The 24,096-nt window shown below is 71.5% G+C and carries 20 protein-coding genes; 13 read left to right on the forward strand and 7 right to left on the reverse strand.

Features of this window, described 5'->3' with window-relative positions; translation table 11 throughout:
• Positions 1–8 precede the first annotated feature (8 nt).
• The gene (locus QFZ76_RS40000) at positions 9–1,028 is read left to right on the forward strand and encodes a TIGR03842 family LLM class F420-dependent oxidoreductase (protein WP_307678250.1); all 1,020 of its coding nucleotides are present in this window, start codon (positions 9–11) and stop codon (positions 1,026–1,028) included.
• A gap of 131 nt (positions 1,029–1,159) precedes the next feature.
• Positions 1,160–2,689 (forward strand): NCS1 family nucleobase:cation symporter-1, encoded by a 1,530-nt coding sequence (locus tag QFZ76_RS40005; RefSeq protein WP_307678251.1) that lies wholly within the window; start codon positions 1,160–1,162, stop codon positions 2,687–2,689.
• A gap of 40 nt (positions 2,690–2,729) precedes the next feature.
• Here QFZ76_RS40005 and QFZ76_RS40010 read toward each other — a convergent pair whose 3' ends face one another.
• The gene (locus QFZ76_RS40010; protein ID WP_307678252.1) at positions 2,730–3,404 is read right to left on the reverse strand and encodes a hypothetical protein; all 675 of its coding nucleotides are present in this window, start codon (positions 3,402–3,404) and stop codon (positions 2,730–2,732) included.
• A 148-nt stretch (positions 3,405–3,552) separates the two neighbouring features.
• A complete protein-coding gene (locus QFZ76_RS40015) occupies positions 3,553–4,554 on the reverse strand; it encodes a carboxymuconolactone decarboxylase family protein (protein ID WP_307678253.1) in 1,002 nt (333 codons plus the stop codon).
• A 167-nt stretch (positions 4,555–4,721) separates the two neighbouring features.
• On the opposite strand from QFZ76_RS40015, the gene QFZ76_RS40020 reads away from it, so the two are divergent.
• The 10 genes from QFZ76_RS40020 to QFZ76_RS40065 all read left to right on the forward strand — a co-directional run bounded on the left by QFZ76_RS40020 (position 4,722) and on the right by QFZ76_RS40065 (position 18,766).
• The gene (locus tag QFZ76_RS40020; protein WP_307678254.1) at positions 4,722–5,825 is read left to right on the forward strand and encodes a sensor histidine kinase; all 1,104 of its coding nucleotides are present in this window, start codon (positions 4,722–4,724) and stop codon (positions 5,823–5,825) included.
• Positions 5,822–6,484 carry a response regulator transcription factor gene (locus QFZ76_RS40025; RefSeq protein ID WP_266449911.1) on the forward strand — a complete coding sequence of 221 codons (663 nt, stop codon included), beginning with the start codon at positions 5,822–5,824 and terminating at the stop codon, positions 6,482–6,484. Before QFZ76_RS40020 ends, QFZ76_RS40025 begins: the two co-directional genes overlap by 4 nt.
• 54 nt (positions 6,485–6,538) lie before the next feature.
• The gene (locus QFZ76_RS40030) at positions 6,539–7,363 is read left to right on the forward strand and encodes a bifunctional 2-polyprenyl-6-hydroxyphenol methylase/3-demethylubiquinol 3-O-methyltransferase UbiG (protein ID WP_307678255.1); all 825 of its coding nucleotides are present in this window, start codon (positions 6,539–6,541) and stop codon (positions 7,361–7,363) included.
• Between the two features lie 44 nt (positions 7,364–7,407).
• A complete protein-coding gene (locus QFZ76_RS40035) occupies positions 7,408–9,234 on the forward strand; it encodes a gamma-glutamyltransferase family protein (RefSeq protein WP_307678256.1) in 1,827 nt (608 codons plus the stop codon).
• Between the two features lie 161 nt (positions 9,235–9,395).
• Positions 9,396–10,238 (forward strand): inositol monophosphatase family protein, encoded by an 843-nt coding sequence (locus QFZ76_RS40040; RefSeq protein WP_307678257.1) that lies wholly within the window; start codon positions 9,396–9,398, stop codon positions 10,236–10,238.
• 98 nt (positions 10,239–10,336) lie between these two features.
• On the forward strand, positions 10,337–11,746 hold the full coding sequence (locus QFZ76_RS40045; RefSeq protein WP_307678258.1) for an NAD(P)/FAD-dependent oxidoreductase: 1,410 nt from the start codon (positions 10,337–10,339) through the stop codon (positions 11,744–11,746).
• Between the two features lie 72 nt (positions 11,747–11,818).
• On the forward strand, positions 11,819–12,328 hold the full coding sequence (locus tag QFZ76_RS40050) for an O-acetyl-ADP-ribose deacetylase (protein ID WP_307678259.1): 510 nt from the start codon (positions 11,819–11,821) through the stop codon (positions 12,326–12,328).
• A gap of 200 nt (positions 12,329–12,528) precedes the next feature.
• On the forward strand, positions 12,529–16,482 hold the full coding sequence (locus QFZ76_RS40055) for a glycoside hydrolase family 2 TIM barrel-domain containing protein (protein ID WP_307678260.1): 3,954 nt from the start codon (positions 12,529–12,531) through the stop codon (positions 16,480–16,482).
• Between the two features lie 206 nt (positions 16,483–16,688).
• Positions 16,689–18,212, forward strand: coding sequence for an AlkA N-terminal domain-containing protein (locus QFZ76_RS40060; RefSeq protein ID WP_307680267.1), 1,524 nt, complete (start codon positions 16,689–16,691; stop codon positions 18,210–18,212).
• 68 nt (positions 18,213–18,280) lie between these two features.
• Positions 18,281–18,766 carry a methylated-DNA--[protein]-cysteine S-methyltransferase gene (locus QFZ76_RS40065; protein WP_307678261.1) on the forward strand — a complete coding sequence of 162 codons (486 nt, stop codon included), beginning with the start codon at positions 18,281–18,283 and terminating at the stop codon, positions 18,764–18,766.
• A gap of 13 nt (positions 18,767–18,779) precedes the next feature.
• On the opposite strand, the gene QFZ76_RS40070 is transcribed toward QFZ76_RS40065, so the two are convergent.
• From QFZ76_RS40070 to QFZ76_RS40090, 4 genes are all read right to left on the reverse strand, one after another.
• A complete protein-coding gene (locus QFZ76_RS40070) occupies positions 18,780–19,148 on the reverse strand; it encodes a VOC family protein (protein WP_266449951.1) in 369 nt (122 codons plus the stop codon).
• Positions 19,149–19,163: 15 nt separating this feature from the next.
• A complete protein-coding gene (locus tag QFZ76_RS40075) occupies positions 19,164–19,889 on the reverse strand; it encodes a Sir2 family NAD-dependent protein deacetylase (protein WP_307678262.1) in 726 nt (241 codons plus the stop codon).
• Positions 19,890–20,225: 336 nt separating this feature from the next.
• Positions 20,226–20,720 (reverse strand): NUDIX hydrolase, encoded by a 495-nt coding sequence (locus tag QFZ76_RS40085; protein ID WP_307678263.1) that lies wholly within the window; start codon positions 20,718–20,720, stop codon positions 20,226–20,228.
• Between the two features lie 46 nt (positions 20,721–20,766).
• Positions 20,767–21,843, reverse strand: coding sequence for an ADP-ribosylglycohydrolase family protein (locus tag QFZ76_RS40090; protein WP_307678264.1), 1,077 nt, complete (start codon positions 21,841–21,843; stop codon positions 20,767–20,769).
• Between the two features lie 224 nt (positions 21,844–22,067).
• On the opposite strand from QFZ76_RS40090, the gene QFZ76_RS40095 reads away from it, so the two are divergent.
• Positions 22,068–23,186 carry a glycerate kinase gene (locus QFZ76_RS40095; protein WP_307680268.1) on the forward strand — a complete coding sequence of 373 codons (1,119 nt, stop codon included), beginning with the start codon at positions 22,068–22,070 and terminating at the stop codon, positions 23,184–23,186.
• Positions 23,187–23,259: 73 nt separating this feature from the next.
• Here QFZ76_RS40095 and pssA read toward each other — a convergent pair whose 3' ends face one another.
• Positions 23,260–24,078, reverse strand: a complete 819-nt coding sequence (gene pssA, locus QFZ76_RS40100; RefSeq protein ID WP_266453019.1) for a CDP-diacylglycerol--serine O-phosphatidyltransferase — start codon at positions 24,076–24,078, stop codon at positions 23,260–23,262.
• Positions 24,079–24,096 lie beyond the last annotated feature (18 nt).

Here is a 24,096-nt window from a genome sequence, read left to right on the forward strand (position 1 = left end):
TGGCGCAAATGGACTTCGGACTCGTCCTGCAGACCGACCCGCCGGCCTCCAAGGTCATCAGCCTGATGAAGCGGGCCGAGCGCAACGGCTTCACGTACGGCTGGACCTTCGACTCCGCCGTGCTGTGGCAGGAGCCGTTCGTGATCTACAGCCAGATCCTCTCCAACACCAGCAAGCTCAAGGTCGGCCCGATGGTCACCAACCCGGGCACCCGCACCTGGGAGGTCACCGCCTCCACCTTCGCCACCCTCAACGACATGTTCGGCAACCGCACGGTCTGCGGCATCGGCCGCGGAGACTCCGCCATGCGCGTCGCAGGCCGCGCCCCGAACACGCTGGCCCGCATCAGCGAGGCCATGAAGGTCATCCGGGCACTCGGCTCCGGGAAGGAGGCGGACCTCGGGGGTACGGTCATCAGGTTCCCCTGGATCAAGGAGGACGCCGAACTCCCCGTCTGGATGGCCGCGTACGGCCCCAAGGCGCTGAAGATGACCGGCGAGGAGGCCGACGGGTTCATCCTCCAGCTGGCCGACCTGTACCTCACCGAGTACATGGTGAAGGCGGTCAAGGACGCGGCCGTCGCCGCCGGACGTGACCCGTCCGAGGTGAAGATCTGCGTCGCCGCTCCCGCCTACGTCACCGAGGACGACTCGCCCGAGGCGCTCGCCCACGCCCGCGAGCAGTGCCGCTGGTTCGGCGGGATGGTCGGCAACCACGTCGCCGACCTGGTCTCCAAGTACGGCGAGCACTCCGCCGCCGTACCCGACGAACTCACCGACTACATCAAGGCGCGCGAGGGCTACGACTACTCCCACCACGGACGCGCCGACAACCCCGACACCCAGTTCGTGCCCGACGAGATCGTCGACCGGTTCTGCGTCATCGGCCCCGTCGAGAAGCACATCGAGAAACTGAACGCACTGCGTGAGCTGGGCGTCGACCAGTTCGCGGTCTACGACATGCACGACGCGCAGGAGGCCACCATCGACGCCTACGGCACGAAGGTGATCCCGGCCGTCAACGCCTGACCCGAAACTCCCCGCTCTTCTCCCCATCCCCCCACTCCTGTTCTCCCCTCCCCGTGGCCCGGTTGCCTCGGGGAGGGAGCCGGAGCCCGCACGGCCTTTCCGGATCCGCCCCTCGTTTGATTGGCCTGCCCATGACCGACACCGCTCCCACGGCCATACCGCCGTCCTCCTCTCAAGTCACCCTCGCCGACGGCCGGGTGGAGCTCGCCCCGGGCAGCCCCGCCCCGAGCGGCCGCTACGCCAACGAGGACCTGCTGCCGGTTCCGGTGGAGAAGCGCACCTGGACCACGTACAACTTCTCCGCCCTGTGGGTCGGCATGGCCCACAACACGGCCTCCTGGACCCTGGCCTCCGGTCTGATCGCCGTCGGCATGGACTGGAAGCAGGCGGTGTTCACCATCGCCTTGGCCAACGTGATCGTGCTGGTGCCGATGCTGCTCACCGGGCACGCGGGACCCAAGTACGGCATCCCCTTCCCGGTCTTCGCCCGCGCCTCCTTCGGCATCCGCGGCGCCAACCTCCCCGCTGTCGTACGGGCGTTGGTGGCGTGCGGCTGGTTCGGCATCCAGACCTGGATCGGCGGCGAGGCGATCTACTTCCTCGCCGGGAAGCTGATCGGGAACGGCTGGAGCGACGCCGGACAGTTCGGCGGCTATCCCTGGACGATGTGGCTGTCGTTCGCGATCTTCTGGGCGATCCAGGTCGCGATCATCTACCGGGGCATGGAGACGATCCGCCGCTTCGAGAACTGGGCGGCGCCCTTCGTCCTGGTCGGCGCCTTGGTGATGCTGATCTGGATGAGCAACAAGGCGGGCGGCTTCGGCCCGCTGCTCGACCAGCCCTCCAAGCTGGGCTGGGGCGGCGACTTCTGGAAGCTGTTCTGGCCGTCCCTCATGGGCATGATCGGCTTCTGGTCGACTTTGTCCCTGAACATCCCGGACTTCACGCGTTACGGCAAGAGTCAGAAGTCGCAGATGTGGGGCCAGGCGCTCGGTCTGCCGACCACCATGACGCTCTTCGCGCTGCTGTCGGTGATGGTCACCTCCGGTTCGCAGGCCGTGTACGGCGAGACGATCTGGAACCCGGTGGAGCTCGCCGCCAAGACGGACAACGTCGTGGGCCTGCTGTTCGCGCTGGTCACCGTGCTGGTGGCGACCCTGTCCGTGAACATCGCGGCCAACCTGGTCTCGCCGGCCTTCGACTTCTCCAACATCGCGCCCCGGAAGATCACCTTCCGGGCCGGTGCGCTCGCCACCTGCGTCCTCGGTGTGCTGATCTTCCCCTGGAAGCTGTACTCCGACCCGCAGGGCTACATCTTCACCTGGCTCGGCCTGGTCGGCGGTCTGCTCGGCACGGTCGCCGGCATCCTCATCGCCGACTACTGGATCCTGCGCCGCGGCAAGCTCGACCTGACCGACCTGTACCGCGCGGGCGGCCGCTACTGGTACGACGGCGGCTGGAACTGGCGGGCCGTCGTCGCCTTCGTCACCGGCGGTGTCCTCGCCATCGGCGGCGCGAGCTTCAAGCCGCTGATCGACGGGCGCCCCATCCCGGCACTGGAGCCGCTGGCCGACTACGGCTGGGCGGTGGGCCTGGGCACGTCGATGGTGCTGTACGTGGTGCTGATGCTGGCGCGTGGAAGGGACCGCCTCGAGGCGTGACGCCGAAGGCAGTACTGCCGGCGGACGGTCAGGAGGGCGGTCAGCTCTGCTGACCGTCCGCCAGCGCCGCGACCGCCTCCTTGGCGGCCTTGATGGCGGCCTTGTTGATCTCGTCCGTGCTGGGCGCCTTCTTCGTCTCGAAGTCGCTGCCGTTGTACGTGACGGTCACCAACGCGTTGGACGCGCGCACCATCACCACGCCCTCGCGGGTCTGCTGCTTGTCCTCGGTGGTGAGGTTCACGACGGAGTACGCCGAGTCGCCGACCCCCGGGACGTCCCCGCCGCCGCTCTTCTCCTCGATGTTCTCCTTGTACGACTTCTGTGCCGCCTCGTCGTTCTCCGTGATCTCGAAGGAGACGTCGAGCCAGCGGTAGTCGTACCCCTTGAGCGCGTTCCACGAGCAGGTGCGGCGCAGCTTCGAGTCCGTCGAGGGGATCTCCTTGCCGGCCGTCTTGGCACCCGGTACCAGCGACGTGATCGTCTTCTTGGCGAGGCTGCCGCAGGGGGAGGGTGCGGAGGCGTACGTCTTCGACGCGGCCGCCGTCGCCGGGGCGGACGCGGACTGCGTGCCGGTCTTCTCCTCCTCCTTGTGCTCGGTGGCCGACGTCGCGGCGAACGGACCGGACGTCAGCGCCCAGCCCGCCGCGGCGAGCACGACGACGGGCGACAGGCGTGCGGTGAGGGCGAGCGGCAACGGAAGGGAGCTGGAACGCACGGCGCACTTTTCGTGGGGGATGGTGCGGAGGGAGTCCGCACTGCGGACGGGGCGCCAGTTTCACATGACTCCCTGTGGGACGGAAGTGCCAACTCGCTCCGTACCGGTGCCGTCACAGCGCCTCGCTGCCGATGCGCCCTGTGTCCCTTTATGTCCGGGCGATGCGGCGACTGAGCGCCGACTCGATGCGGTCCACGGCCGCGAACGCCCCGTAGGCGACGAGGTGCACCAGACAGTGGTCGGTGTGCTCCGGTCGCCGCCAGGCCGCCACGTCCTCGTCCGTGATGCGGTACGGCGCGAGGGCCGCCAGCAGCGCCAGACGCGCGCCGGGACGCTCCCGACGGTCCGGGAACCCGCCCAGGGCGAGCGGCGGATGCTCCCCGTCCCAGCCCCACAGGGTTTCCTGTACGAGGGCCTGGTCGTCGGCGTCGAGGAGGCCGGCGCCCGCCATGGCCGCCTTGAGCAGCGCCGCGTACGCGGGCCCGACGGCCGTGTCGCCCGCCCACGCCGGGGCCTCGCCGGGGTCGGGGTGGTCGAGCAGCACGAGGGCCTCGCCGGGCACCGCGGGGCGGCGTACGGTCCGGGCGAGCGTGCGGCCCGCGAGACTGCGGACCGCCCTGAACCGCTGGGCGTTGCCCGGCAGGAGCTGCTCGGTGAGCAGGGCCGACACGATCCGGTTGATGAAGTGGAAGGCGAGCACGGTGCCCACATAGCCGGGCGTGTGCTCGCGTGGGAACGGATACGGCTCCAGCGAGGCGCCCGGCACGCGCGTGTGTCGGCCCCAGGCGAACACGCGCGCGTGCTCCTCGTCCTCGGGGACCCTCCCTCGGGCCAGGCGCTCGGCGAGCGCGTGGTCGCCGGTGGCGTGCAGCAGCACGGTGTGCGCGTCCACGCAGAACGGGCACTTGTTGGCCTGCGACACCCCGAGCGCCGCCAGCTCCTTGCCGGTACGGCTGCCGGGGCCCGCGATCAGCGACTCGCGCATCAGCGCCCAGGTGGGCGCGAGGATCTCGGGTGCGGAGGACAGGACCACGAAGGTGACGGGCTTGTCGATGCCGAAGTCGCGGGAGAGCTGGGCGTAGACCTCGGCGACGCGGCCCGTGGCCGCCTTGGGCGGCAGGGGCTCGGTGTAGCGGAAAGGTGTGGGCATGGGCAGAAGCGTGCGCCGCGGGGCCGGGCGCGGTCGTCGTACGGCCGAAGACAGTCGGCGCTGCGCCGACGGGGCGGCTCGGGGCTTGTGTCTACTGCGTCGGGAGTAGTCGCAGAGTTGTCCACAGGGGTGACGCCGGTGTCGGCGCCGACGGCTACTGTGCGTGCATGAGCGGGCACTTGGTCACACGCAGGAGTCTCGCCGACGCGGCCCTCGCGGTCGTCGTCGGCGCCCTCGTCGTGACCACGGCCGCGTTCGACGCGGACACCACGGCCGTCGACTACGCGCTGATCGTGCTGGGTTCGGCCGCCCTGGCGTTCTACCGGCCGGCCCCCCTGGCGGTCCTGGCCGCCGCCACGGCGACCGGCGCGGCGTACGTCCTGCACGCGCACCCCGGCCTGCTCGCCGCCCTCCCCGTCCTCGCCGCCGTGCACACCGCGGCCCGCGTGGGGCACCGGGGCTGGGCCGCCGCCGCGAGCGGCGTGTACCTGGCGGCGTACGTGGCGACGGGTCCGACGACGGGAGAGGTCGTCGAGAAGGCCGCGCTGCTCACGGGCTGGTTCCTGTGCGCGGTCGTCACGGGCCTCGCCGACCGCAACTGGCAGGCCTATCTGCGACAGACCGAACAGCGCGCCCTGGAGGCCGAACGCACCCGCGAGGAAGCGGCACTGCGCCGAGCCGGCGAGGAACGCCTGTGCATAGCACGGGAGTTGCACGACTCCCTCACCCACAGCATCTCCATCGTCAAGCTCCAGGCGGGCGTCGCGGTCCACCTCGCCCGCAAGCGAGGCGAGGAGGTGCCACCCGCCCTGCTCGCCATCCAGGAGGCGGGCGGCGAGGCGATGCGCGAACTCCGCGCCACCCTGGAGGTCCTGCGCACCGACGAACCGACCGGCACCCCCGCGGTACTCGTGGAACGCGCCCGGGCGGCGGGCCTCGCCGTCGAACTGACGACGACCGGCGCCGAACGCCCCCTGCCGGCGACCGTCGACCGGGCGGTGTACCGCATCGTCCAGGAGTCGCTCACCAACGCGGCACGCCACGCGGGCCCGGCGAAGGTGCACGTCCGACTGGAACACGGCGAGGAGGCGTTGGTGATACAGGTGGACGACGACGGAACAGCCGACCCGACCCGCCCCTGCACCCCCGGCATCGGCCTCACCGGCATGCGCGAACGCGTCACGGCCCTCGGCGGCACCCTGCACGCCGGCCCGCGCGCGGAGGGCGGCTTCTCGGTGCGGGCGGAGCTTCCCTCGGAGGCCACCGGATGATCAGGGTGGCACTCGTCGACGACCAGGCACTGATGCGCGCCGGCTTCCGCGCGCTGCTGGAGGCCGAGGACGGCATCGAGGTGGTGGGGGAGGCAGCGGACGGGAAGCAGGGCCTGGACCTGGTCCGCGCCGAGGTCCCCGACATCGCGCTGATCGACGTACAGATGCCGGTGATGACCGGCATCGAGGCCACCCGGCACATCGCCGCCGACCCGTCCCTCGCCGCCGTACGCGTCGTCATCCTCACCAACTACGGCTTCGACGAGTACGTCTTCGAGGCACTGCGGGCCGGCGCGAGCGGCTTCCTCCTGAAGGACACCGAACCCGCCGACCTCCTCCAGGCCATCAAGGTGGTGGTCCACGGCGAGGCCCTGCTCTCCCCGTCGGTCACCCGCACCCTCATCGGCGAGTTCGTCTCCCGCCCTCCCGACCGGTCCACGGCCCCCGGCCTGGAGTGCCTGACCCGCCGCGAACGCGAGGTCACCGCCCTCGCCGCCCGCGGCCTCACCAACGAGGAGATCGCGGCCCACATGGTCATCAGCCCGTTCACGGCGAAGACGCATGTCAGCCGGGCGATGACGAAGCTGGGGGCGCGGGACCGGGCGCAGCTGGTCGTGTTCGCGTACGAGTCGGGGCTGGTGACGGCACGCGGAAACTGACTCGCGCGACATATCCCGTTGCGCGCCGTGCGTGGCGATCAGCACCCTGAGGTGATGACCGAGACGACACGCCACCAACAGCCCGCCGTACATGAGGAGATCCTCGCCTACTACGCCCGGGGCGAGGAGGACGCCCGCCTCAGAGAGGGCTCCGGGCGGCTGGAGTTCTGGCGGACCCAGGACGTGCTGCGGCGGTTGATGCCGGCGGCGCCCGCACGGGTCCTCGACGTCGGCGGCGGCAGCGGGATCCACGCGGAATGGCTCGCACGGGACGGATACGAGGTCGACCTTCTCGACCCGGTGCCGCTCCACGTGGAACAGGCCGCACGGCTGCCCGGCGTCACCGCCCGCCCCGGAGACGCCCGCGCCCTGCCCGCCGACGACGCCTCGTACGACGTGGTGCTGCTCCTCGGCCCGCTGTACCACCTGCCCGAACGGCCGGACCGGGTACGGGCGTTGGCCGAGGCCTACCGGGCGGTCCGGCCGGGCGGGCTGGTGGTCGCGGCCACCATCAACCGGTTCGCCGGACTGCACGACGTGCTGCGCGAGGAGCGCTACTTCACCGCCGTGCAGCGCGAACGCACCGACGCGGTCACGGCGGACGGCCGACACCACCACCACGCCGAGGACGGCCTGTTCACCGTCGCCTACTTCGCCCGCCCCGAGGAGCCGCCGACCGAATTCACCGACGCCGGACTCACCGTAGAGGGCCAGTACGGCATCGAGGGCGTCGCCTGGCTCATGGGCGGCATCGAGGACTGGCTGGACGACCCGGAACGCCGCGCGGCCGTCCTGGCGGCGACCCGGCGCATCGAGTCCGAGCCGACGCTGCTCGGGGCGAGCGGGCATCTGCTCACGGCGGGGAGGCGGCCGAGTTAGCTCGTACGATCAGTCGACCGCCGCCGCCGAGTGAGGAGCTCACCGTGTTCACCACCCGCCCCACCCTCCAGGGCACCTTCGGCATGGTGTCCTCCACCCACTGGCTCGCCTCGCAGTCGGCGATGGCGGTGTTGGAGGACGGGGGCAACGCGTACGACGCCGCGGTGGCGGGGGCGTTCGTGCTGCATGTCGTCGAACCGCATCTGAACGGGCCCGCCGGTGAGGTGCCGATCCTGCTCGCTCCGGCGGGCGGCGAGGTGCGGGTGCTGTGCGGACAGGGAGTCGCGCCGGGTGGGGCGACGGTCGCGCACTACCGGGGGCTCGGGCTGGAGCTGGTTCCGGGGACCGGGCCGCTCGCCGCCGCCGTTCCCGGGGCCTTCGACGCCTGGATGCTGTTGCTGCGGGACCACGGGACCAAGTCCCTCGCCGACGTGCTGAAGTACGCCGTCGGATACGCCGAACACGGGCACGCACCCGTGGAGAACGTCGGAGCGACCGTCGAAAGCGTGCGGGAGTTGTTCGAGACGGAATGGACCTCGTCGGCGGAGGTGTACCTGTCGGGCGGCACCGCGCCCCGGCCGGGCCGGCTCTTCCGCAATCCCGCCCTCGCCGCCACCTGGAAGCGGCTGCTCGAAGAGGTCGCCGGTGCCGGGGACCGAGAGGCGCAGATCGAGGCCGCGCGGGAGGTGTGGCGCACCGGATTCGTCGCCGAGGCGCTGGTGCGGCAGGCGCAGCGGCCCACGATGGACACCAGCGGCGAGCGCCACGCCGGGACGCTCACGGCCGCCGATCTCGCCGGCTGGTCCGCGACGTACGAGGCGCCGGCGACGTACGACTGGAACGGCTGGACCGTATGCAAGGCCGGCCCCTGGAGCCAGGGCCCGGTGCTGCTTCAGCAGCTCGCGCTGCTGCCGCCCGCACTGCCCCGGTACGGGTCCGCCGAGTACGTCCACCTGCTGATCGAGGGCTGCAAGCTCGCCATGGGCGACCGCGAGGCCTGGTACGGCGACGCGGCCGAGGTGCCGCTCGGCGCGCTGTTGTCGGACGCGTACAACGCGGCGCGGCGGGAGCTCGTCGGGGACAAGGCCTCGTACGAGCTGCGGCCCGGCAGTCCCGGGGGCCGCACTCCTCGGATGAGCGCCCACGCGCGCGTGGCGCACGGCGACGAACCCGGCTTCGACGCCCTGGGCGCGGGGGAGCCCACCGTCGCCAAACACCCCACCTCCCCGGTGCCCGGTGAGCCCGAGGTCGGCCCCGACGGGCTCACCCGCGGCGACACCTGCCACCTCGACGTCGTCGACCGGTGGGGCAACATGATCGCCGCCACGCCCAGCGGCGGCTGGCTGCAGTCCAACCCCGTCGTGCCCGAGCTGGGCTTCCCGCTCGGTACCCGCCTGCAGATGACCTGGCTGGAGGAGGGGCTGCCGAACTCACTCACCCCGGGCCGTCGCCCCCGCACCACCCTCACACCCTCGATCGCGCTGCGTGACGGCGTACCGGTCATGGCGTTCGGAACGCCCGGCGGAGATCAGCAGGACCAGTGGCAGCTGCACTTCTTCCTCGCGGTCGCGCTGCGCGCCCAGGTCAGGGACGGGCTCGACCTCCAGGGCGCGATCGACGCCCCGAACTGGCACAACGACAGCTTCCCCGGCTCCTTCTACCCGCGCGGCATGCGGCCGGGCAGCGTCACCGTCGAGGGACGGATGGCCGAGGACGTGGTGGCGGAGCTGCGGCGGCGCGGGCACGATGTGACCGTCGGTGATCCCTGGTCGGAGGGGCGGCTGTGCGCCGTCGCACGGGACCCGGAGACCGGGATCCTGTCGGCGGCGGCGAATCCGCGGGGGATGCAGGGGTACGCGACGGGCCGCTGATGCCGCCCGGCCTGAGGAACCCGCCCCGGACCTGGTATCCGGGCCCAGGTGAACCGGGTCCAGGCCAACCAGGCCAGGTGACATCGTGGTCTTCACGGCGATTCCACCAGTGATACACCGGCCGGGTGGGGATTGTCAGTGGCGCGTGCTCTCATGGAGTCATGATCGAAGACACGGAAACCATCGACGAGTTTCTCACCCGGCACGCGGGCGACGTGGAGGAAGCGGTGCGCAAGGCGGCCTCGACCGAGATCATGCCGCGCTTCCGCCGGCTCGCCACGCATGAGGTCGACCAGAAGGCCGGCCCGCATGATCTCGTGACGGACGCGGACCGCAAGGCGGAGCTGTACCTCACCGAGGAGCTCGGTGCCCTGCTGCCCGGCTCTGTCGTGGTCGGCGAGGAGGCGGTGCACGCCAACCCGGCGTCGTACGAGGCGATCCAGGGCGACACCCCCGTCTGGATCGTCGACCCGGTCGACGGGACACGGCAGTTCGTGCACGGCGAACCCGGCTTCTGCACACTGGTCGCGCTCGCCCAGCGCGGAGTCGTGCTCGCCTCGTGGACGTACGCGCCGGCCCGCGACCAGCTGGCCACGGCCGTGCGCGGCCGGGGCGCGTTCCTCGACGGCGAGCGGCTGCACGCCGGTGCTCCGGAAGCGGACCGTGACCTGCGCATAGCCACCTCCCACCCGGACTACACGACCGAGGAGCAGAAGCGTGCCCTGCTCGGGCTGTGGACCGAGGGCGTGGCACCGCGCGCGTGCGGCTCGGCCGGCCTGGAGTATCTCGCCATCGCCCGCGGCGAGTCGGACGCCACGGCCTTCTCGTGGGAGGCGGCCTGGGACCACGCCGCAGGCCTGCTCCTGGTCGAAGAGGCGGGCGGCGCGCACCTGACCCTCACCGGCGAGCCGTTCCGTATCACGGGCCACAACACGCTCCCGTTCACCGCGGCCCGGGACGCGGCCACGGCACGCCGGGTGGTGGGCCTGCTGAGGGCGCAGTAGCTCACGGAGGGCGCCCCGCGGCCCAGGGCTGTCAGCCCTCCGTCATATCCTGAACCTCACAGGCCACCGGCTGACGAAGGGGTCCGAAGGTGTCGTCGATGCTCGATGTGGTGGTGGTGGGTGCGGGGCCGAACGGACTGACCGCCGCCGTGGAGCTGGCCCGCCGCGGCTTCTCCGTGGCCCTCTTCGAGGCCCGCGACACCGTCGGCGGCGGAGCCCGCACCGAGGAGCTCACCCTCCCCGGCTTCCGGCACGACCCGTGCTCCGCGGCCCACCCCCTCGGCATCAACTCACCCGCGTTCCGCGCCATGCCCCTGGAGCGCTACGGCCTGGAGTGGCTGCACGCCGACCTGCCCATGGCGCACCCCTTCACCGACGGCACCGCGGCCGTACTGGCGCGGTCGGTCGGGGAGACGGCCGCCTCGTTCGGGCCGCGTGACGCGGGGACGTACCGCAGGCTGGTCAAGCCCTTCCTGCCCAAGTGGGACACCCTGGCCCGCGACTTCATGTCGCTGCCGCTCACCGCGCTGCCCCGGGACCCCGTCACCCTCGCCCGCTTCGGCCTGGTCGGCCTGCCCCCGTCGACCTGGCTGATGCGCCGCTTCCGCGACGAGCGGGCGAAAACCCTCTTCGCCGGTCTCGTCGCACACGTGATGGCCCCGCTCGGCGGCTTCGCCACCGGCGCCATCGGCCTGGTCTTCGCCCTCGCCGCCCACGCCCGAGGCTGGCCCGTGGCCCGTGGCGGCTCCCAGTCCATCTCCGACGCCCTGGCCGCGTACCTCAAGGACCTCGGCGGCACCATCCACACGGACTTCGAGGTCAAGCGCCTCGACGACCTGCCGCCCGCGCGCGCGTACGTCTTCGACACCTCGCCCACCGCCCTGGCCCGCATCGCCGGCCTCGGCCGCTACTACGAGAGCTTCCGGTACGGCCCCGGAGTCTTCAAGATCGACTACGCCCTGGACGGCCCCGTGCCGTGGACCGCACCGGAGGCACGCAGGGCCACCACCGTGCAGATCGGCGCGGACAGAGCGGAGGTCGGCGCCGCCCTGCGCGCCGCGTCCAGGGAGGGCCGCGCACCCGAGCGACCCTTCATGATCACCGTGCAGCCCAGCCTCGTCGACCCCACCCGGGCCCCGGCCGGCAAACACGTCTTCTGGGCGTACGGCCACGTCCCCAGCGGCTGGACCGGCGACCTCACCGACGCCATGGAACGCCAACTGGAGCGCTTCGCCCCGGGATTCCGCGACCGCGTCCTCGCCCGCGCGACCGCCGGACCGGCCGAACTCGCCGCCCGCAACGCCAACTACATCGGCGGCGACATCGCCTCCGGAGCGGTCACCGGACTCCAGATCCTGCTACGCCCCAAGCTGTCCCTGTTCCCGTACGGAACCCCGCACCCGGCCGTCTTCATCTGCTCCTCGGCCACCCCGCCGGGACCGGGCGTGCACGGCATGTCGGGACACAACGCGGCGAAGGCCGTGTGGCGGAGGCTGCGGCAGACGTGATCACGACCATCGCGTGGCGGAGACTGCGCCAGACATGATCACGACCATCGCGTAGAGGAGGCAGTGCCGGACATGACCACGATCACCCTCGTCCAGGGCGACATCACCCGGCAGAGCGCCGACGCGATCGTCAACGCGGCGAACTCCTCCCTGCTGGGCGGCGGAGGCGTCGACGGTGCCATTCACCGCCGCGGCGGCCCGGCGATCCTCGCGGACTGCCGCAAGCTGCGCGCCTCGCACTACGGCAAGGGCCTGCCGACCGGTCAGGCGGTCGCGACGACCGCGGGTGAACTGCACGCGCGGTGGGTGATCCACACCGTCGGCCCGCGCTACTCCTCCGAGGAGGACCGCTCCGAGCTGCTCGCCTCCTGCTACCGGGAATCACTCCGGGTCGCCGACGAACTCGGCGCCCGTACGGTGGCGTTCCCGGCCGTTTCCGCGGGCATCTACGGCTGGCCGATGGACGACGCGGCGCGTATCGCGGTGGAGACGGTACGGGCGACGGACACGGCGGTCCAGGAGATCAGGTTCGTCCTCTTCGACGAGCGGGCGTACGAGGCGTTCGCCACGCAGACCCGGTGACGAAAGCCGGCGTGGCTCAACAGGACCGCACAAAGTCCGACAGGAACATTGCTTCGATTGTGTGCGAGTCCTAGGGTTCCCCTGACTCAGTAGTTGCCTTTGTCGCCAGTAGTCACGTTCTGAACCCCTGACACCCCTGACCCTCCTGACGCACCCTCAGTTCGCGCACCCCCACAGTCGCACCGAGGAAGGCCACGGTCATGCCGCACCCGCACCCGCGCTCGCACCGGCACCCGCACCCGCACGTGTTCAGCCGCCGCCGTCTGCTGGAGGGCGGAGCCGCCGTACTCGGCGCGCTCGCCCTGTCCGCCTCGCCCGCCCCCGCCTCGGCCGCCGGCCGGCGCACGGCAGCCGCGGACGCCTTACCGGAGTGGAACGGCAACATCGCCGTCTTCCGCCTGGGCACCGAGCCCCCGCACACCACCCTCATGCCGTACCAGGACGTCAGACAGGCCCTGGCCGCCGACCGCACCCGCTCGCCGTACCGGCTGGGCCTCGACGGCAAGTGGAAGTTCGCCTACGCCGACCGCCCCGACGACCGGGACGCCGACTTCCACCGCACCGACCTCGACGACAGCGGCTGGGACACGATCCCCGTCCCCTCGGTCTGGCAGCAGCACGGCTACGACTTCCCGATCTACGTCAACATCACCTACCCCTGGTGGGGCCCCAACGGCCTGGGCGAGGAACCGCAGCCCCCGGCCGCGCCGACCCGCTACAACCCGGTCGGCCAGTACCGCCGCACCTTCACCGTCCCCCGCGACTGGTCGGGACGGCGGACGTTCCTGCACTTCGAGGGCGTCAAGTCGGCCCACTACGTGTGGATCAACGGGGAGTTGGTGGGCTACCACGAGGACTCGTTCAGCCCCGCCGAGTACGACATCACCGAGCATCTCAGGCCCGGCACCAACCAGATCGCGGTGGAGGTGTACCGCTACTCCGACGGCGACTGGCTGGAGGACCAGGACATGATCCGGCTGAGCGGCATCTTCCGCTCGGTGTACCTGTACTCCACGCCGGCGGTCCACCTGCGCGACTTCAAGCTGGACACCCCGCTGAGCGACGACTACACGGCCGCCGAGCTGGCGGTCACCGCGAGCGTGCGGGACTACGGCAGCGGATCGGATACAGGATCCGATTCGGGGTCGGGGTCGGGATCGGGATCGGGTAGACGGTATACAGTCGACACGATGCTGTATGACGCCGACGGACACCCTGTCTGGTCCCGGCCGCTGCAGCAGACCGTCGATCTCGGCACCGGCGCCGAAACGACCGTACAAGCGGCGAAGGCCGTACCCGAGCCGAAGCTGTGGTCGGCCGAACACCCGAACCTCTACACCGCCGTGCTGCGGCTGCGCGACCCCGCGGGCAAGGTGATCGAGACGCTCTCGCACCGGGTCGGCCTGCGGGAGTTCGCGCTCAAGGACGGGCTGATGCGGATCAACGGCCGACCCGTCTCCTTCCGGGGCACCAACCGGCACGAGATGCATCCGGACCGCGGCACGGCGCTGACCCGCGCGGACATGGTCGAGGACATCGGGATCGTCAAGCGGCTGAACATGAACACGGTCCGCACCTCGCACTACCCGAACAACCCGCTGTGGTACGAACTCGCCGACGAGTACGGCCTCTACCTCGTCGACGAGACCAACCTTGAGACGCACGGCATCCGCGACGAATACCCGGGCAACCACGCGGACTGGACCGAGGCGTGCGTGGCCCGCGCGCAGAACATGGTCCACCGCGACAAGAACCATGCCTCGGTGGTGATCTGGTCCCTCGGCAACGAGGCGGGCGGCGGCAGCACATTCGTCGCCATGCACGACTGGATCCGCTCCTACGACCCGACGCGCGTCATCCAGTACGAGGGCGACGACCGCCCCACGGTCAGTGACATCCGCTCCGAGATGTACGAGAGCCCTGCGCGCGTCGAGCAGCGTGCGAAGGACACCGCCGACACCCGGCCGTACGTCATGATCGAGTACTCCCACGCGATGGGGAACTCCAACGGCAACTTCAAGAAGTACTGGGACATCATCCGGCGCCACGACGTCCTCCAGGGCGGCTGGATCTGGGACTTCGTCGACCAGGCCCTGAGCTGGCCCACCCCGGCGCGCACACTGCTGACCGAGACCGGACCCGGCAGGTTGCGCGGCGAACTCATCGCGCCCAGCGGCACGTTCGACCGCGCCAAGGGTGTCTCCGGCGGCACCGTCTTCGCCCGCGACCCCAGCCTCGACCTCACCGGCTCCCTGACCCTGGAGGCATGGGTCACCCCCCAGGTGACCGGCTACCACCAGCCCATCATCGCCAAGGGCGACACGCAGTACGCCCTCAAACAGTCGGGCCGGAACCTGGAGTTCTTCATCTACGGCGGCGGCCAGTGGGTCACCGCCACCTGGGCGCTGCCGGACGACTGGACGGGCACCGAGCACCATATCGCCGGCGTCTGCGACGTGGCCGCGGGCACGCTCACTCTGTACGTCGACGGAGAGGCGAAGGCCACCCGGACCACCACCCGGCCTCCCAGCAACAACACCGCGCCCCTCGCGCTCGCCACCGACGTCGACAACATCACCCGCGAGTTCAGCGGCACCGTCCGCCGGGCACGCGTGTACGCCCGTGCGCTCAGCGCCGCCGAACTGGCCTCCGACAGCCGCGGTCCCGGCGACCAGGGCGTGCGGTTCTGGTTCGACGCGGCCACCGTCGCGGTCACCGAGAAGCGGCCGAGGGACAAGTCCTTCTTCGCGTACGGCGGCGACTGGGGCGACAACCCCAACGACGGGAACTTCGTCGCGGACGGCATCGTCACCGCCGACCGGGGGCACACCGGCAAGGCGGCCGAGATCAAGCGGGTCTACCAGTCCGTCAACGCGGCACCGGTCGCAGGCGGAAGGGCCGGAGCGCCCGGAGCGGTGACTCTCACCAACGAGAACCTGTTCACCAACCTCCGCGAGTTCGACGGAAGTTGGTCTCTGGTCGCGGACGGAAAGGTCGTGCAGCGAGGGAAACTGACGCGCAACCAGCTCGACGTGCCACCGCTGTCGAGCAAGGACATCACGGTGCCCGTGAGGCTGCCGGCCCGACCGGCGCCCGGCGCCGAGTACTTCCTCGAACTGTCCTTCACCACCAAGGAGTCCACGAAGTGGGCGAAGGCCGGCTTCGAGGTGGCTCGGCAGCAACTTGCCCTCGACGCGGGAAGCCCGGCGGTGACACCCGTCCCACTGGCGAGCGTGCCCGCCCTCAGCCACCTCGACGGAGGCACCCAAGTGACCGTCACCGGCGGGGACTTCACGGTCGTCGTCGACAAGAGCAGCGGAACCATCACCTCGTACGAGGTCCGTGGCACCCGGCTCATCACCTCCGGCCCCGCACCCAACTTCTGGCGGGCGCCCACCGACAACGACCACGGCAACGGCCAGCACACCCGCAACCAGATCTGGCGCGACGCCGGGGCGAACCGCAAGGTGACGGACGTGACCGTGCGCGCCCTGCGCGACAGGGCGGTCGAGATCAAGGTCGCTGGCACGCTGCCGACGACCGTCGAGTCGACGTACACCACCACCTACACGGTCTTCGGCAACGGCGAGATCAAGGTCGACCACACCCTGCACCCGGGGGCGTCGAGCCTGCCGTACATCCCCGAGGTGGGCAGCCTGCTGTTCCTGCCCGCGCGTCTGGAGCAGCTGCGTTACTACGGCCGCGGCCCCGAGGAGAACCACTGGGACCGCAACTACGGTACGGACGTGGGCATTTACTCCGGGACCGCCTCCGGGCAGTGGACCTCCTACATCCGCCCGCAGGAGAACGGCAACAAGACCGACGTGCGATGGGCCGCCCTGACCGACCGACGCGGCGTGGGCCTGCTGGTCTCCGGCGAGCCCCTCCTCGAGGTCAGTGCCTCGCACTTCACGCCGGAGGACCTGTCGGTCGGAGCACGCCACGACTACCAGCTCACGCCGCGCGAGGGGGTCGTACTCCGTGTGAACCACCGGCAGATGGGCGTGGGCGGTGACAACAGCTGGGGTGCGCACACCCACGACGAGTTCAAGCTCCTCGCCAACCGCGACTACGCGTACAGCTACCGGCTGCGCCCCCTGACGGACGTCGACGAGGCGATGGCCGCCTCGCGGCGGCCTACGGCGACGGAATAGCGCCGGGCGGGCGGGGTCTCTCCCGGGCGGAGCCCCAAACCGCACCTCGGTCCCCGGCAGGGGACCGAGGTGCGGCACCAGGGAGCGGCCCGCCGCCTGGTCCTGTGGGACCCGGTCCGGCCCGGCGCAGGACAGCTGAGGTCGATGTCGGATTCTCGCCAGCCTCGCCCCCGCTCGTGGACGATGCTGGATCCATGCAGATGGGGATGCACACCGACACCGAGCGCTGCGTACGCGCCGTCCAGTCCAAGGACGCCCGCTTCGACGGCTGGTTCTTCACGGCTGTCCTGACGACCCGGATCTACTGCCGGCCCAGCTGCCCGGTGGTGCCGCCCAAGCCCGAGAACATGACCTTCTACCCGAGCGCGGCGGCCTGCCAGCTGGCGGGGTTCCGGGCCTGCAAACGCTGCCGCCCCGACACCAGCCCCGGCTCCCCGGAGTGGAACCAGCGCGCCGACCTCGTGGCACGCGCCATGCGCCTGGTCGCCGACGGCGTCGTGGACCGCGAGGGCGTGCCCGGGCTCGCCGCCCGGCTCGGCTACAGCACTCGGCAGGTCGAACGCCAGCTGCTCGCCGAACTGGGCGCGGGCCCGCTCGCCCTCGCCCGCGCCCAGCGCGCCCAGACGGCCAGGATCCTCATCGAGACGACCCCCCTCCCGATGGCGGACATCGCCTTCGCGGCCGGCTTCGCCTCGATCCGCACCTTCAACGACACCGTGCGCGAGGTCTTCGCCCTGTCGCCCAGCGAACTGCGCGTCCGCCTGCCGAAGAAGAGGACGTCCGCGAGCACCACCTCGACCAGCACCTCGACCAGCACCTCCACCAGCACGTCCACCAGCGCCCCGGGCGCCCTCACCCTCCGCCTCCCGTTCCGCGCCCCCCTCAACCCGGACAACCTCTTCGGCCACCTCGCCGCGACCGCCGTCCCGGGCGTCGAGGAATGGCGGGACGGCGCCTACCGGCGCACGCTGCGGCTGCCGTACGGCCACGGCATCGTGGGCCTCACCCCGCAACCGGACCACATCGCCTGCCGCCTCGCCCTCAGCGACCTGCGTGACCTGACCGTCGCCATCAGCCGCTGCCGCCGCCTGCTCGACCTGGACGCCGACCCGGTCGCCGTCGACGACCAGCTGCGCACGGATCCGCTGCTCGCCCCGCTGGTCGACAAGGCCCCAGGCCGGCGCGTCCCCCGCACGGTCGACGAGGCGGAGTTCGCCGTACGGGCGGTGCTGGGCCAGCAGGTCTCCACGGCGGCGGCCCGTACGCACGCGGCCCGTCTGGTGATCGCGCACGGCGATCCGGTCGACGACCCCGAGGGCGGCCTCACCCATCTCTTCCCGGCCCCCGAGGCACTCGCCGCGGTGGACCCCGAGGCGCTGGCGATGCCCCGGACGCGCCGGACCACGTTCACCACGCTGGTGGACCAACTCGCCGACGGCTCCCTGAACTTGGGCGTGGAGAGCGACTGGACCCAGACCCGCGCCCAACTCCTCGCGCTCCCCGGCTTCGGCCCCTGGACGGTCGACGTCATCGCCATGCGCGCCCTCGGCGACCCGGACGCCTTCCTCCCCACCGACCTCGGAATCCGGCGCGCCGCCCAGGAGTTGGGCCTGCCCTCGACCCCGGCGGCGCTCACGGCCCGGGCGGCGGCCTGGCGGCCCTGGCGGGCGTACGCCGTCCAGTACCTGTGGGCGACCGACAGTCACCCGATCAACTTCCTGCCCGTATAAGGGCACACAGGCATGCATAAGCACCGATAAGCACCGATAAGCACGCACAAGGATTCAGGGACGACTCCATGAAGCAGCACACAGTGACCGACAGCCCCTACGGCCCCCTCACCCTCGTCGCCGACGACGGCGTCCTCTGCGGCCTCTACATGACCGGCCAACGCCACCGCCCACCGGAAGAGGCCTTCGGCGAACGCGACGACCTACCGGCCTTCGGGGAGGCCACCGACCAGCTGAAGGCCTACTTCGCGGGCGAGTTGAAGGAGTTCACGCTCGAACTGCGCCTGCACGGAACCCCGTTCCAGCGCAGCGTCTGGGAACAGCTCCGAGCGATCCCGTACGGCGAGACCCGCTCCTACGGCGAACTGGCCGACGCCCGCGGCAGCCCCACCGCCTCCCGAGCGGTCGGCCTCGCCAACGGCAGGAACCCGGTCGGCATCATCGTGCCGTGTCACCGTGTCGTCGGTGCGAACGGAAGTCTCACCGGGTACGGGGGCGGCCTGGACCGCAAGCAGCGGCTGCTGGACTTCGAGAGCGGGCCGGCGCTGTTCTAGAGGCCTGCTCGGGTCAGCCGGCCCGCTCCGCCGCACCGCGCTCCACGCAGAACTCGTTGCCCTCCGGGTCGGCGAGGACCGCCCAGCCCGTGCCGTCCGCGTTCCGGCGGTCGTCGACCAGCGTGGCCCCGACGGCGAGGAGACGCTCGACCTCCTCGTCACGGGTACGGTCCTTCGGCTGGAGGTCGAGATGCACACGGTTCTTGACCGTCTTGGGCTCCGGGACGGTGACGAACAGCAGACCGGCACCCTCGATCAGCGCGTCCTCGTCTCCCGGCTTGTCGTCCTCATGCACGGGCTGGCCCAGGACCTGGGACCAGAAGGTGGCGAGGCGGTAGGCGTCGGCGGAGTCGATCGTCACATGGCGAATGGCAGAGGTCATGCAAGCGATTCTGAGCTACTCGCCGAGCTCGCGCAGCAGCTCGGGCAGCGCCGTGCCGATCGGCTCCCGGATCACTTCGTCGGCGCATTCGTCGTACGGCGTCGGCTCGGCGTTGACGATGATCAGCCGCGCACCGTGGTCGGCGGCGACACCGGCGAGCCCGGCGGCGGGCTGCACCTGCAGACTGCTGCCGACGGCGACGAACACCTGACACGCCTTGGTGATGGCGAGCGACTCACCGAGCACCACCGGGTCGAGCCGCTCGCCGAACATCACCGTCGCGGACTTCAGGATCCCGCCGCACTCCAGACACGGCGGATCCTCCTCCCCGGCCTCGACCCGCGCCAGCGCGTCCTCCATCGGACCCCGGGCATGGCACCTGGTGCACACCACGCTCCGCGCGGTCCCGTGCAGCTCCAGCACCTTGCGGGCCGGCAGCCCGGCGAGCTGGTGCAGCCCGTCCACGTTCTGCGTGATCACCCGCACCGGCACCCCGGACCGCTCCAGCTCGGCCACGGCCCGGTGCGCGGCATTCGGCTCGGCCCGAAGCGTCCGGTTCTCGCGCCGCATCTGCCAGGACCGCCGCCGGATCTCCGGATCACCCATGTAGTACTCGTACGTCACGAGCTTCTCGGCCTCGGGATCCCGCCGCCACAGCCCGTTCGGCCCGCGGTAGTCCGGGATGCCGGAGTCGGTCGAGATGCCGGCGCCGCTGAGGATGGCGACGAGGGGCTTGGTCATGTCACCGAGGGTAGGCCGGACGATCTGCCGCGGCGAACAGATATCGGGCCGGTCGCCACCCACTGCCCTTCCCCGGTGCACTCGTACGAAGAACTGACGTCGGCGGAACGCCAGTTGTGGGACGCGTTCCCCACCGGGCGGCCGGTGGATCTGCGGCCCCGCGGTGCGGACGAGGATCCGGACAACGGGGACGGCTGGCTCGCGGGCGCCCGGATCAGCGGCACGCTCGATCTCAGCGGGGCCGAAATCGGACCCGGCACGTGGTTGTCCGAGGAGTGCCGGTCCGGGAACCGACCGGGCACCGGGTGGGCCTACGGGGCCCGCCCACAGCCCGTGTCAGCCCACCCGGTGCCCGTTCTCCAGCTCCGCCGTTCCCGAGCCCGCCGCGAGCACTTCCAGCGCGGTCAGGACGCGGTGGCCCAGGGCACCGGGCAGGTACTCGGCGAGTTCCCCGCGCGGGACCATCCGCCAGGACAGCAGCTCCTCCTCCTGCAGGCGGATCGCCTTGAAGTCGTTCTCGCCGAGGACCCCGCCGTCGTACAGATACGCCACCAGCGGCGGGCGGGCCGTCCCGTGCACCCAGTCCACCGTGAGCAGCCGGCCGAGCTCGCGGTCCAGGCCGATCTCCTCGAACGTCTCGCGGCGCGCGCCCTGCCTCGGTGTCTCGCCCTCGTCGGACTCGATCGTGCCGCCCGGAAGTGCCCAGCCCTCGCGGTAGTTGGGCTCGACGAGCAGCACCCGGCCCTCGGCGTCGCGGAAGAGGGCGGCGGCGCCGGCCAGGACACGCGGGAGACCCGCGATGTACGTGGCGAAGTCTTCAGTGGAGGTCATCAAGGAAGGGTAACCAGCTTCCGCAACCCCACCTCCGACTCCCTGGCTAGGAGTCCACCGTCTCCGCCAGCCGCAGCGTCCGCTCCGCCAGCTCGCTGATCCGCACCCCGTCGAAGCCGAACACCGCGCTGCGCACCGTGTCCTCCAGCGGGTCCTTCCACTGGGCCGGGACGGCGTCCGCCCCGGTCAGCACGCCGGCCACCGAGCCCGCGGTCGCGCCGTTGGAGTCGGTGTCCAGGCCGCCGCGGACGGTGAGCGTGATGGTGCGGGTGAAGTCGCCGTCGCCGTACAGGAGCCCGGCGGTGAGCACGGCGGCGTTCGGGATGGTGTGGATCCAGCCGAGCCCGGCGGTCTCCTCGGCCACCGTGGTGAGCGTGTCCTCCCAGGTCATCCGGGTGTCGTGGAGCGACACGACCCGCCGTACGGTACGGGCGAGGCGGCTGCTGCCCGGGATGACGGCCAGCGCCTCGTCGACGGCGTCCCGCACGCTGCGCGCCGTGAATGCCGCCGAGACCAGCGCCGCCGCCCACATCGCGCCGTACACGCCGTTGCCGGAGTGGGACAGCACGGCGTCCCGGCGGGCGAGGGAGGCGGCGCGGCGCGGGGCGCCGGGGCGGGTCCAGCCGTAGATGTCGGCGCGGATGAGGGCCCCGATCCACTCCTGGTACGGATTGTCGTACGTCGCCGTCAGCGGCGGCTTCAGCCCGTTGGCGAGGTTGCGATAGGCGGCCCGCTCCGCCGTGAACGTCTGCAGATAGGGCAGCCGAAGCAGCCACAGGTCGCCCACCTGCTCGGTGCTGAACGCGAAGCCGTGGGTCTCCAGGAGGTCGAGGCCGAGGATGGCGTAGTCGACGTCGTCGTCGCGGCAGCTGCCGTGGATGCGGCCGCGCACGCACTGGCGCCACTCAGGCCGCAGCTCGAAGCCGTCGCTCTCGTCGACGGGCTCGGGCAGGTAGTCGGTGAGCGGCAGCGCGGCGGCCTGCCGCAGATAGCGGTCGATCCGGTCCCGCGTCCACAGGTCGCCCTGCTCGACCGGTTTGCCGAGCATGTTGCCCGCGATCCGGCCCAGCCAGCCCCCGAGGACGCGGTCGGCGAGTTCTTGCTCGGTGCCCACAGCGGTCATAGCTCCGGTCTACCCAATTCCGGGGACGGCCGCGCGGCGTTCGGCCGTCCGCGCAGGCATCCTTCAGGCTTGTCCCAGGGGCCGGTCGGGGCATGACGGCGGCGGCGTCCCCCGGTTAAGGTCGCAGCGGCGCGACTGGCCCCTTGACATGCGTGGGGCCCGGAGAGCAAGGGGAAAACAAGGTGGCGAACGCTGCAGTGAACAAGGCCCGGGTCGGAGCGCGGGTGCTCATCGCCGCGGACAAGTTCAAGGGCTCGCTGACGGCCGTGGAGGTCGCCGAGCGGGTGACGGCCGGGCTGCGCCGGGCCGTACCGGGCCTCGACGTGGACGCGCTGCCGGTGGCCGACGGCGGCGACGGGACGGTGGACGCGGCGGTCGCGGCCGGATTCGAGCGGCGCGAGGTACGGGTCGCCGGCCCGCTCGGGCAGGAGGTGACGGCCGCCTTCGCGCTGCGTGGCGACACGGCGGTCGTGGAGATGGCGGAGGCGAGCGGGCTGCAGCGGCTGCCCGCGGGCGTCTTCGCGCCGCTCACGGCGTCCACGTACGGCTCGGGAGAGCTGCTGCGGGCCGCGCTGGACGCGGGGGCGCGGACGATCGTGTTCGGGGTCGGCGGCAGCGCCACCACGGACGGGGGCGCCGGGATGCTCTCCGCGCTCGGCGCGCGGTTCCTGGACGCGGAGGGAGAGCCTCTCGCCCCGGGCGGCGGGGGCCTGGCGGACCTGGCCTCGGCCGACCTGACCGACCTGGACGCCCGGCTCGCCTCCGTCGAGTTCGTCCTCGCGAGCGACGTCGACAACCCGCTGACCGGCCCGAAGGGCGCACCGGCGGTGTACGGCCCGCAGAAGGGCGCCTCGCCTGACGACGTGCAGGCGCTGGACGCGGCGCTCGCGCACTACGCGAAGGTGCTGGAGCGGTCTGTCGGCGCGAAGGCCGCCGAGTACGCCGCCTCGCCCGGCGCGGGCGCCGCGGGCGGTATCGGATACGGGGCTCTGCTCCTCGGCGCCCGCTTCCGTCCCGGCATCGAGGTCATGCTCGACGTCCTGGGCTTCGGGCCGGCTCTGGAGAAGGCCACCCTGGTGATCACCGGCGAGGGCTCCCTGGACGAGCAGACCCTGCACGGCAAGGCCCCGGCGGGCGTGGCGGCCGCGGCCCGGGCGCAGGGCAAGGAGGTCATCGCGGTCTGCGGACGGCTCGCCCTGCCTCCGGAGGCACTGGGCCGGGCCGGCATCCGCCGGGCCTACCCGCTGACGGACGCCGAGCCGGACGTGGCCAAGTGCATCGCCGAGGCCGGCCCGATCCTGGAGCGGGTGGCGGAGGGGATCGCGCGGGACTTCCTGACCTGAGCGGAGCCCGGAACACGTGAAGGGCCCCGAGCCGGTCGGCTCGGGGCCCTTCACACTGTCTGTCGTACGACCGCTACGGCAGCTGTGCCGCCCGGGCCTCGCGTCGGTTGTCCCGGAAGTTGTTCACCCGGCGGGCCGTGGCGAACAGCGGGATCACCGCGCCCATGACCAGCTGGAGCGCGCAGCCCGTCTGCAGGAGCAGCTGGCCGCTGGGGGCGTCGAACGCCCAGGCCGCCAGGAGGCCCATGGACAGGACGATCCAGGCGAGCATCGCCACCGCGAGACGGCCCCGCGGCTTCGGGTACTCGACCCGGCTCACCATCAGCCAGGCCGTACCGAGGATCGCGAGAAGCGTCGCCACGAAGGGCAGCTCGAGCAGCACGATCGAGACCACCGTCAGCGCGCCGAACGGCGAGGGCATGCCCTGGAAGGTGCCGTCCTTCACCGTCACGCAGGAGAATCTCGCCAGCCGCAGCACCACCGCCAGGAGCACCACGATCGCCCCGACCGCCGCCACCCGTTGGTGCGCGTCGTCGGCGACCATGCCGTACACCAGGACGAAGTACGCCGGGGCCAGGCCGAAGCTGATCAGGTCCGACAGGTTGTCCAGCTCGGCGCCCATGGGCGAGGAGCGCAGCTTTCGTGCCACCAGGCCGTCGAAGAGGTCGAAGACCGCCGCGCACAGCATCAGGATGACCGCCGTGGCCGCGCTGTGGCGGGCCATGCCGGTTTCCTGGCTGCCGGTGAGATGCGGGATCAGGATGCCGGTGGTGGTGAAGTACACCGCCATGAAGCCGCACGTGGCGTTGCCGAGGGTGAGCGTGTCCGCTATTGAGAGGCGCAGAGAGAGGGGCATCTCCTCCTCTTCGTCCACCTCGTCCGCCTCGGGCACCCAGCCCGTTTGGGTCTC

The organism is Streptomyces sp. V4I2 (genome assembly GCF_030817655.1).
GTDB classification, from domain to species: domain Bacteria; phylum Actinomycetota; class Actinomycetes; order Streptomycetales; family Streptomycetaceae; genus Streptomyces; species Streptomyces plumbiresistens.